Annotated in this window: 2 protein-coding genes; both read left to right on the top strand. The window is 75.9% G+C overall.

Annotated features, from left to right (window positions below; translation table 11 throughout):
• Positions 1–37 precede the first annotated feature (37 nt).
• On the top strand, positions 38–8161 hold the full coding sequence (locus MXD59_RS24930; RefSeq protein ID WP_248827015.1) for a type I polyketide synthase: 8124 nt from the start codon (positions 38–40) through the stop codon (positions 8159–8161).
• The coding region (locus MXD59_RS24925) for a type I polyketide synthase (protein ID WP_248827014.1) at positions 8161–11716 on the top strand (3556 nt) is incomplete at its 3' end. The genes MXD59_RS24930 and MXD59_RS24925, both read left to right, overlap by 1 nt.

Here is an 11716-nt window from a genome sequence, read left to right as displayed (position 1 = left end):
CGTCGAGGTCAGTCCGCATCCGGTGTTGACGGTCGGTATGCAGGAGACCATCGACGCGGCAGCGGATTCGAGCGCGGTGACCATCGGGACGCTGCGCCGTGATGACGGGGGTCCCCGTCGTTTCCTCGCGAGCCTGGCCGAGGCGTTCACGCACGGTGTCGCGGTGGACTGGGCGCCGGCGTTCGAGGCGTCGGTGCTCGGGGCGCCGCCGCGGCGGGTCGACCTGCCCACCTACGCCTTCCAGGAACAGCGGTACTGGGTGGACGCGCCCAGCACCACCACGGCGCCCGAGAGCATGAACCGGGCGGCGGTGGATCCGGCCACCGCCCGGTTCTGGGCCGCGGTGGACCGGGAGGACCTGACCGCGTTGGCGGCAGCCCTCGACGCCGACGTCCCGCTCGAGCCGCTGCGGGCGGCCCTGCCGGTGCTCTCGTCCTGGCGCCGTCGCGAGGCCCGGGCGTCCGTCATCGACACCTGGCGCTACCGGGTCACCTGGCGTCCGGTCGAGGCCACGACGTCGGGCGCCCCCACCGGCTCCTGGCTGCTGGTCCACCCGGTCGGCCACGGTACGGATCCGTGGGTGGTCGGCACCGCCGACGGCCTGCGCCGGGCGGGCGTCGACGTCATCCTGGTGGAGCTCGCGGACGGCGCGGCCGACCGCGCCGCGGCCGTCGCCGCGTTGACGGACGTTCTGGCCGGCACCGACGTTCTGGCCGGCACCGACGTTCTGGCCGGCACCGACGTTCTGGCCGGCACCGACGTTCTGGCCGGCACCGTGCGACCCGTCGGAATCCTGTCCACCCTGGCGTTCGCCGAGACCTCCCACCCGGCGCATCCGGGGTTGCCGGCGGGACTGGCGCTGAACCTGGTGCTCGCCCAGGCACTGGGCGACCTCGAGGTGACGGCGCCGTTGTGGATGCTGACCCGGGGAGGCGTGTCCCTCGGCCGGTTCGAGCCGATCGACGCCCCCCTCCAGGCCGCGGTCTGGGGACTGGGCCGGGTCGTCGGCCTGGAACATCCCGACCGCTGGGGTGGTCTGATCGATCTGCCTGACGGGTGCGACGAACGCGCTGTGGCTCGGCTGCTCGCCGTCCTCGCGGCCGACCCGGCGGACGGCGGTGAGGACCAGCTCGCGATCCGGCCCGCGGGAACGTTCGCCCGCCGGCTGGTCCGGGCAGCCCCCGGCCATCGCGAGACCACCGACCACGCCGACCACGCCGACCGGGCGGACCGGGGCAGCGGTGCGCAGTGGCGACCGCGCGGCACCGTCCTCGTCACCGGTGGCACCGGCGCGCTCGGCCCCAGGCTGGCCCGCTGGCTGGCCCATGCCGGCGCCGACCACGTCGTGCTGGTCTCGCGGCGGGGCGCGCAGGTCGCCGGGATGGCCGATGTCGACGCCGACGTCACCGCCGCGGGCGCCCGGCTGACCGTGACGGCATGCGACCTGCGGGACGCGGACGCCGTGGCCGGCCTCGTGGCAGACCTGGCCGCCGCGGGCTCGCCGGTGCGCGCGGTCGTGCACGCCGCCGCCGTCATCGAGCTGGCCCCGCTCGCCGGCCTCACCGCGGCCGACCTCGCCGCCGTCCTCACGGCGAAGACGGTCGGCGCGCGCACCCTGCACGACGCGCTCGGCGACACCCCGCTGGACGCGTTCGTGCTGTTCTCCTCGATCGCGGGGGTGTGGGGCAGCGGTGACCACGGCGCCTACGCGGCTGCGAACGCCTATCTCGACGCGTTCGCCCAGTGGCGTCGCGACCAGGGCCTGGTCGCCACCTCGATCGCCTGGGGGGTCTGGGACAGCTCCGAGGTGTGGGCGAGCACCGCCACCCCGGACGGCCTCGATCTGGACCGGGTCCGCCGCCAGGGGCTGCCGTTCCTCGACCCGGAGGTGGCGATGGCGGCCATGGCGACGGTCCTCGCCGACGACGAGACGCACATCGCCGTCGCCGACGTCGAGTGGGAACGCTTCGCGCCGGTGTTCACCTCGGCCCGGCCCAGCCCGCTGCTCAGTGAGATCCCGCAGGTCCGGCAGGCGCTGGGCGCCGACGGGGACGCGGTGAACGGCGCCGGCACCGACCGGTCCGCCGTGACGCCGGCGGAGTCGGCGCTCGTCGACCGGGTGCGGGGCCTGCCCGTGGCCGAGGCCGGCCGAGTGCTGCTGGACCTGGTCCGGACCGAGGCGGCCACGGTGCTCGGGCACCGCGGCGCCGGGGCGGTCGACGCCGTCCGTGCGTTCCGTGAGCTGGGGTTCGACTCACTCACCTCGGTGGACCTGCGGAACCGGCTGAGCGCGGCCACCGGTCGACGTCTGCCCACCACGCTGGTCTTCGACTACCCGAACCCCACCGCGCTGGCCGACTTCCTGCGCGGCGAACTCGCCGGTGCCGCGGCGAACGACACGTCGGCCGCTCCCCGCCGCGCCACGACCAGCGCCGCAACCGGCGCCGTGCCGGGAGCCGACGACGAGCCGATCGCGATCCTCGCGCTCGGCCTGCGTTTCCCCGGCGGGGTGCGGACCCCGGAGGATCTGTGGCAGGTGCTGGCGGCCGGCGAGGACGTCGTGGGCGATTTCCCGACTGACCGCAACTGGGACCTCGACGCGCTCTACGATCCCGACCCCGACCATCCCGGCACCTCCTACACCCGCCGGGGTGGCTTCCTGCGCGACGCCGGGCACTTCGACCCCGACTTCTTCGGCATCTCGCCGCGGGAGGCACTGGCGATGGACCCGCAGCAGCGGCTGCTGCTGACCACCTCGTGGGAGGCGTTCGAGCGGGCCGGGATCGAGCCGGGTTCGCTGCGCGGTGCCCCGGTCGGGGTGTTCGTCGGCGCGAACTACCAGGACTACGTTCTCGGCGCGGCGGCGTCCCCCGACAACGCCGAGGGTCATCTGCTCACCGGGGGCGCACCGAGTGTGCTCTCCGGCCGGCTCGCCTACACCTTCGGCCTGGAGGGTCCGGCCGTCACGATCGACACCGCCTGTTCGTCGTCGCTGGTGGCCCTGCACCTGGCGAGCCAGTCGCTGCGGCGTGGGGAGTGCTCGCTGGCACTCGCCGGCGGTGTCGCGATCATGGCGACTCCGGGGGCGTTCGTCGGTTTCAGCCGCCAGCGGGGCCTGGCCGTCGACGGCCGCTGCAAGGCGTTCTCCGCCGCGGCGGACGGCATGGGTATGGCCGAGGGCGTCAGCATGTTGGTGCTGGCCCGCCTGTCCGACGCGCGCAGCGCCGGGCATCCCGTCCTCGCCGTCATCCGGGGCTCGGCGGTCAACTCCGACGGGGCGAGCAACGGGCTGACCGCTCCCAACGGGCCGTCCCAGCAGCGGGTGATCCGCCAGGCACTGGCCAGCTCCGGTCTGCGTGCCGACGAGATCGACGCGGTCGAGGCGCACGGAACCGGCACCACCCTCGGTGATCCGATCGAGGCCCAGGCCCTGCTCGCGACCTATGGCCAGGAGCGCCCGGCGAACCGGCCGCTGTGGCTCGGATCGTTGAAGTCGAACATCGGGCACACCCAGGCGGCGTCGGGCGCGGCCGGCGTCGCCAAGATGGTCCTCGCCCTGCACCACGGCGTGCTGCCGCGCACCCTGCACGCCGAGGAACCGTCCCCGCACGTCGACTGGACGGCAGGCGCGGTCCGGCTGCTCACCGAACCCGTGGCCTGGCCCGCCCGGCAGCGGCCACGCCGGGCCGGGGTGTCGTCGTTCGGCATGAGCGGCACCAACGCCCACCTCGTGCTCGAGGAGCCCCCAGCACCGGGGCCGGAGGCGGCCGACGGCGAGGTCGATCCCGCGGTCGGCCCGACCGGCGCCGTGACCGGTGAACCCGTGACCGGGCAACCGGATCGGATCGCGCTGCCGTGGCTGATCTCCGGCCGTACGCCGGCGGCGCTGCGCGCGTCGGCCGCCGCGCTGCGCACCCACCTCGCCGACCATCCCGGGCAGGCCCTCGCCGACATCGGGGCGGCCCTGCGGCGGCGATCGGCCTTCGAGCACCGGGCCGCGCTGCGCATGGGCGACCGCGGGAGCCTGCTCGCCGGGCTGGACGCGCTGGCCGCGGGCGCACCCATGGCCGAGGTCCGCGAGGGCGTCGCCCGCTCTGGCCGGTCGGTCGTGTTCGTCTTCCCCGGCCAGGGCACGCAGTGGGCGGGGATGGCGACCGGCCTGCTTGCGGACTCGGTGGTCTTCCGCGAGCGCATCGAGCAGTGTTCCGAGGCGCTCGCCCCGCATGTGGACTGGTCGCTGCCCGACGTACTACGCGGCACGGCCGGGGCGGCATCGCTGGACCGGGTGGACGTCGTCCAGCCGACGCTGTTCGCCGTGATGGTGTCGCTGGCGGCGCTGTGGCGTTCCCACGGGGTGGAACCGGCGGCGGTCGTCGGACACTCGCAGGGCGAGATCGCCGCCGCCTGCGTCGCGGGCGGACTGTCCCTGGCTGACGCCGCGCGGGTGGTGGCGCTGCGGGCGAAGGCGCTCGGGGCGCTGGCCGGGCGTGGGGGCATGGTCGCGGTGGCGTTGCCGGTCGAGGAGGTCCGGGCGCGGCTGGCGCCGTGGGCGGCGGACCTGTCCGTCGCCGCGGTGAACGGCCCGCGCTCGACCGTGGTGGCCGGCTCCACCGACGCGCTCACCGCGCTGTCAGCCGACTGTGAGGCCGCGGGGGTCCGGATCCGTCGCATCCCGGTCGACTACGCCTCGCACTCGGCCCAGGTCGACGAGATCGGGCCACGGCTGCGCGAGCTGCTCGCACCGGTGCGCCCGCGGACGGCGTCGGTGCCGGTGTACTCGACGGTCACCGGCGGCCTGCTCGACACCGCGGACATGGACGCCGAGTACTGGGTGACGAACCTGCGGCGGACGGTGCGCTTCGACGAGGCCACCCGCGCCCTGCTCGCCGCCGGACACGACGTGTTCGTCGAGGTGAGCCCGCACCCTGTCCTGACGGTCGGCATCCAGGAGACGATCGACGGGACGCCGGCGGAGCCGAACGCGGACGCCGGCGATCCGGTCACCGTCGCGACGCTGCGCCGCGACGAGGGTGCGACACCCCGGATGCTCGACGCGCTGACCGAGGCACACCTGCACGGGGTCGACGTGCGCTGGCCGGACGCCGCCGGTGACGGCCCGCCCCCGGTCGACCCGCCGGACGTCGCGGCGGTGACGACCAGCCTGCCCACCTATCCCTTCCAGGAGCGGCGCTACTGGTGGGCGGCGACGTCCCCCGCCGCGGCCGGCGACGTCGCCGCCGCGGGGATCACTCCCGCCGACCATCCGCTGCTGGGCGGGGCGGTCGAGCTCGCGGACGGCCACGGTCACGTCCTGACCGGCCGGCTGTCCCGGCGGACGCATCCCTGGCTCGCCGACCACATGTTCGCCGGCTCCGTCCTGCTGCCAGGCACCGGGTTCGTCGAGCTGGCGCTGCGCGCGGCCGAACAGGTCGGCTGCGACCGGGTCGAGGAGTTCACCCTCGACGCCCCGCTGATCCTGCCCGAACGGGACGCGGTGGACCTTCAGCTGCGGATCGGCGGTCCCGATGACGACGGGAACCGTGGCCTGACCCTGCACGCCCGCCCCGCGGGCGACCCCGGCGCCGACTGGGTCAGGCATGCCGGTGGTCTGCTCGCCGGGGAGGCGACGGCCGGCGGGGTGGCCGGGCCCGATCCGGCCGACGAACCCGCGTTCGCCGAGCTGGCGGGAAGCTGGCCGCCACCGGGCGCGTCGGCGGTGGATCTCGACGGCGTGTACGAGCGTTTCGCCGCCGCCGGCTACGCCTACGGGCCGGCCTTCCAGGGCCTGCGGTCGGTGTGGACTCGCGGGGCGGATGTCTTCACCGAGGTCGCGCTGGCACCGGACCTCCAGGGCACGGCCGGTGCGTTCGGGCTGCACCCGGCGCTGCTGGACGCCGCTCTGCAGAGCCTGTGGGTCGCCGCCACGGCCGACGAGGGCGCCGACTCCGGTGGCCAGGCCGCCCGCCTGCCGTTCTCCTGGGACGGGGTGTCCCTGCTCGCGGCGGGCGCCGGCCGGCTGCGGGCCCGGCTGAGCCCGCTGGGCCCCGACCGGACCCGGATCGTCCTCGCCGATCAGGGCGGAAGCCCGGTCGCCGTGGTGGACTCCCTGGTCACGCGGCCGGTCGGAAACCAACCCGTGGGGCTCACCGGTGTCGGCGACCGGCTGTTCGCACTCGACTGGGTCGTCTCGGCCGCCGGACAGACACCGCGAACGGTCCAGCCCTGGGCCGCCCTCGACGTCGGACAGCCGGCGACAGACGGACTCCGGGGGTTGTCGACCCGTTCGTACCCCGACCTGGACGCGCTCGCGGCCGCCCATCCGATCGCCGATCCGCCGGCGGTGGTTCTGCTGCCCCTTCTCCCCGTCGCGGCCGGGGCGCGGGACGTGCCCGGCGACCCGCCGGAGGAGGTGCGGCGGGCGACCCACCGGGCGTTGGCCTGGCTGCAGGCCTGGCTTGCGGACGAGCGTTTCGGGTCGTCCCGGCTGGTGCTGGTGACCCGGGGGGCGGTGGCGGCGCGACCCGGGGATGACGTGCGCGATCTCGCGGGCGCCGCGGTGTGGGGCCTGGCGCTGTCGGCGCTGGCGGAGGCTCCGGACCGGTTCGTGCTGCTCGACCTGGACCCCGGCGACGCCCTGTCGACCGACGAACTGGTCGCCGCGGCGCTGGCGAGCGGGGAGCCGCGGCTGGCGATCCGGGACGGCGCCGCCCGGGTCGCCCGGCTCGTCCGGGTCCCGGCCGCACCGCCGACCGACGAGGACGAGCCCGCCCGCTGGCGGCGCGACGGAACGGTCCTCGTCACCGGCGGCACGGGTGTGCTCGGTGCGCTGGTGGCCCGGCACCTGGCCCACGTGCACGGGGTGCGGCGGCTGCTGCTGGTCAGCCGGCGCGGCACCGCCGCCGAGGGCGCGGCCGAGCTCGTCACCGACCTGGCGGCCGGCGGCGTCGAGGTGTCCGTGCGGGCCGCCGACGTGGCAGACCGGGCCCAGCTCGCCGACGTGCTCGCCGCCATCCCGGCCGACCACCCCCTGACCGGCGTCGTCCACTGCGCCGGTGTCCTCGACGACGCGGTGATCCCGGCGCTGACCCCCGAACGGCTGGACCCGGTGCTGCGCCCCAAGGTCGACAGCGCCTGGCACCTGCACGAGCTCACCCGCCGGCTCGACCTGTCGGCTTTCGTGCTGTTCTCCTCGGCCTCCGGCGTCTTCGGTGGGCCCGGCCAGGGCAGCTACGCCGCGGCCAACGCCTTCCTCGACGCCCTCGCCCACCAGCGGCGGGCAGCGGGCCTGCCGGCGATGTCACTGGCGTGGGGGCTGTGGGAGCAGCGCAGCGAGCTGACCGGACGGCTCGGCGACCCCGACCTGCGACGGCTGGAACGCGCGGGCGTGCGGGCTCTGACCTCGGCCGAGGGGCTGCGGCTGTTCGACGTGGCGCTGGCCGCGGACCGTGCCCTGCTGGTCCCGGTCCGCCTGGACCTCGCAGCCCTCGGTGGCCGGGCCGGGCCGGGCGGCGTCCCGCCGCTGCTGCGCGGGCTCGTGCGGACACGTCCGCGCCGCGCCGCGGACGTGTCCGCGGTGGGCGACGACGGGCCCGACACCCTGCGGCGGCGGCTGCGCGCGGTGTCCCCCGAGGAACGGGACGAGATCCTCGCCGAGCTGGTGCTCGGCCAGGTCGGGGCCGTCCTCGGGCACGCCCCGGGGTCCGCGGCGGCCGGGGGGCGGGCGTTCCGTGACCTGGGCTTCGACTCGTTGACCGCGGTCGAGCTGCGTAACCGGCTCGGCGTGGCCACCGGTCTGCGGCTGCCCGCGACCCTGGTCTTCGACTACCCGACCCCCGCGGCACTGGTGGGTTACCTGCGCGACGAGCTCGCCCCCGCCCCGGGCGGGACGGCCGCCGCGGGCGAGACGGCCGGACCCGGAGTGCCGGGCCAGCGGGAGGCGACGGCCGGAGCGGGCGGGACGGCCGAGCTGGCGGGCGCCGTCGGGTCGGCCGCCGCGCTCGGGCGCCAGGCGGCGATCGCGTCGATGGACCTTGACGATCTTGTGCAGCTCGTCCTCGGGGACCAGGAGGCGCCCGCCGCCGCCGGCCCGCCCGGGGCTTCCGGATCGGACGGAGCCGGAGACGCCGATGGCGCGTCCCGGCCTGACGGGTGGAGTCAGTGATGGCCACGTCGACGGAGAAGGTCGTCCAGGCACTGCGGACGGCGTTGCTGGACAACGACGCGCTGCGCGAGCGCAACCGCGACCTCGCGGACGCCGCGCACGAACCGATCGCGATCGTCGGCATGGGCTGCCGGTACCCGGGTGGGGTACGGTCCCCCGAACAGCTGTGGCGCCTGGTCGCCGACGACGTCGACGCGGTCGGGGCCTTTCCCACCGACCGCGGCTGGGACGTCGACGCGCTGTTCGACCCCGACCCGGACCGGCCGGGCACCCTGTACGCGGCCGAGGGCGGTTTCCTCGATGACGCCGGCGCCTTCGACCCCGACTTCTTCGGTATCTCGCCGCGGGAGGCGCTCGCGATGGACCCCCAGCAGCGGGTCCTGCTGGAGATCGCCTGGGAGGCGGTCGAACGGGCGAACATCGACCCGCGCAGCCTGCGGGGCTCCGCCACCGGGGTGTTCGTGGGCGTGATGGCGACCGACTACGCCGCCCGCCTGCCTGCCGTCCCCGCCGACGTCGAGGGCTTTCTCGGTACCGGTACGGCGTCGAGTGTCGCGTCGGGACGCATCGCCTACGAGCTGGGTCTGGAAGGTCCGGCGCTGACCCTGGACACGGCCTGCTCGTCGTCGCTGGTGGCCCTGCACCTGGCCTGCCAGGCACTGCGCCGCCGGGAGTGCGGGCTCGCCCTCGCCGGGGGCGCCACGGTCATGGCGAGCCCGGGGCTGTTCATCGGGTTCAGCCGGCAGCGTGGGCTCTCCCGCGACGGTCGGTGCAGGTCGTTCGCCGACGCGGCGGACGGTGCCGGGTTCGGGGAGGGAGCCGGCCTGCTGCTGCTCGAACGACTCTCGGACGCCCGCCGGGCCGGCCGGCCGGTGCTCGCGGTCCTGCGCGGCTCGGCGGTGAACTCCGACGGGGCCAGCAACGGGCTGACCGCGCCGAACGGCCCGTCCCAGCAGCGGGTGATCCGGGCCGCGCTCGCGGACGCCCGCCTCGACCCGGCGCAGGTCGACGCCGTCGAGGGGCACGGGACCGGGACGACCCTCGGCGACCCGATCGAAGCCCAGGCGCTGCTGGCGACCTACGGACGGGGCCGGGACCCCGGGCAGCCGCTGTGGCTGGGGTCGCTGAAGTCCAACGTCTCCCACACGCAGGCCGCCGCCGGGGTCGGCGGCGTCATCAAGATGGTCATGGCGATCCGCCACGGGCTGCTGCCGCGGACCCTGCACGTGGACGGGCCCAGCCGCACCGTCGACTGGTCCGCGGGCGCGGTCCGACTGCTCACCGAGGCGACGCCGTGGCCGGCCGGGGACCGTCCGCGCCGCGCCGGCGTCTCCTCGTTCGGGGTCAGCGGGACGAACGCCCACCTGATCGTCGAACAGGCACCGGTGGACACCCCGACGGACGCTCCGCTCGACCCGCCGCCCGCCCGCGGCACCGACGGTACCGACAGCACCGACGTCGCGCCCCCCGTACCGCTGGTCCTGTCGGCGCACGACAACGAGACGCTGCGGGCCCAGGCCGAGCGGCTGCGGGCCCGACTGGCCGAGGAGAAATCCTGGCACCCGGCCGATGTCGGGCACACGCTGGTGACGGCCCGGGCACGGCACCCGCACCGGGCGGTCGCCGTCGGCGCGGACCGGGGCGGGCTGCTCACCGCGCTTGCCGCGCTCGCCGACGGACGCCCCACCTCCATGGTCGCCACCGGTGTGGCGGACGCCAGCCGTGCGCCGGTGTTCGTCTTCTCCGGCCAGGGCAGCCAGTGGGCCGGAATGGCGCTGGAGCTGGCGGAGTCCTCGGCGGTGTTCCGGTCCCGGCTCGACCTGTGCGCGCAGGCGCTCGCACCGCACGTCGACTGGTCGCTGTGGGACGTCCTGCGCGGCGCTGCCGGCGCACCCGGTCTGGACCGGGCCGACGTCGTCCAGCCGGCGCTGTTCGCGGTGATGACGGCGACGGCCGAGCTGTGGCGGACGTTCGGGGTCCGACCGGCGGCGGTGCTCGGACACTCCCAGGGCGAGATCGCCGCGGCCTGCGTCGCCGGGGCGATCAGCCTGCCCGACGCGGCCCTCGCCAGTGCACGCCGCGGCGCGGTGTTGGCGGCGGAACTCGGCGGGCGGGGCGGGATGGTCACGGTGGCACTGCCCCGGACCGAGGCCGAGCTGCTGCTCAAGCCCTGGGACGGGCGGCTCGCCGTCGCCGCGGTCAACACGTCCGACTCGGTCGTCGTCTCGGGGGAGACCGCCGCCCTGGCCGAGCTACTGGAACGCTGCGCGAGGGACGGGACACGAACCCGGCGGATCGCCGTCGACATCGCCTCCCACTCCCCGGCGGTCGACCGGGTCCGCGACCGGCTGCTGGCCGAGCTCGGGCCCGTGCGACCGGTCTCCGTCCCCACCCCGTTCTACTCCACGGTGGACGGCGAACGGATCGACACCGCCGCCCTCGACGCCCCCTACTGGCTGCGGAACACCCGCCAGACCGTGGAGTTCGAGCGCGCGGTCCGCGCCCTGCTGGCCGACGGGCACCGGACGTTCGTCGAGATCGGCCCGCATCCGGTGCTGACCGCCGCGATCGGGCAGATCGCCCTGGACGCCGGACTCGACCTCGCGGGCGTGGCCGGAGCCGGTCCGGACGCCGTCCTGACCATCGCCTCGGGGCGGCGCGACGCGGGTGGTCTCGACCAGTTCCTGCTCGGGGTGGCCGCGGCGCACGTCCACGGGGTGCCGGTCGACTGGAGCGCCGCGTTCACCGGCACCGGTGCGCGGCTCGTCGACCTGCCGACCTACCCGTTCCGGCGGCGCCGCTTCTGGTTGGAGGCGGACCGCGGTGCCGGCGGCGACGCCTCGTCGGTCGGTCTGGCCGCGGCCGATCATCCGCTGCTGGGGGCGGCCGTCGACTGGCCGGACTCCGGCCCGGTGGCACTCACCGGCCGCCTGTCCACCCGCAGCCACCCGTGGATCGCCGACCATGCGGTCACCGGTGTCGTCCTGCTGCCCGGGACGGCGCTGGTGGAACTCGCGATCCGCGCCGGCGACCAGGTCGGACTCGACCAGGTGGAGGAACTGACCCTGGCGGCGCCGCTGATCATCCCGGCCGATTCGGCGATCCACCTCCAGGTTCTCGTCGGTGCGGCCGACCCGTCGGGGCGGCGCGGCATCGACATCCGGTCCCGGGTCGAACCGGCCCGATCCGGGTCGGGGCCCGGCCCCGCCGACCTGGACGTGGATGCGCGCGCCCCGTGGACGACGCACGCGACCGGGGTGCTGTCGGGCCGGGCCACCTCCCGGCCGGGCGCGGACGAGATCGGGGTGTGGCCACCCACCGGCGCGCAGCAGGTCGACCTCGACAGCTGCTACGAGCGGTTCGCGGAGTCCGGCTTCGTCTACGGTCCGGCCTTCCAGGGACTGCGGGCGCTCTGGCGCCGGGACGAGGAGCTGTTCGCCGAGGTCGTCCTGCCACCGGAGCAGCACCCCGACGCCGGCCGGTTCGGGGTGCATCCGGCGCTGCTCGACGCGGCGTTCCAGGCCGTCGGCTTCCTCGGCGGGCCGGTGCCCGCCG

This window comes from Frankia umida (assembly GCF_023242945.1).
In the GTDB taxonomy this organism is placed as follows: Bacteria; Actinomycetota; Actinomycetes; order Frankiales; family Frankiaceae; genus Frankia; species Frankia umida.
The sequence above is the reverse complement of the archived record's forward strand: the minus strand, read 5'-3'. Positions and strand labels throughout refer to the sequence as shown.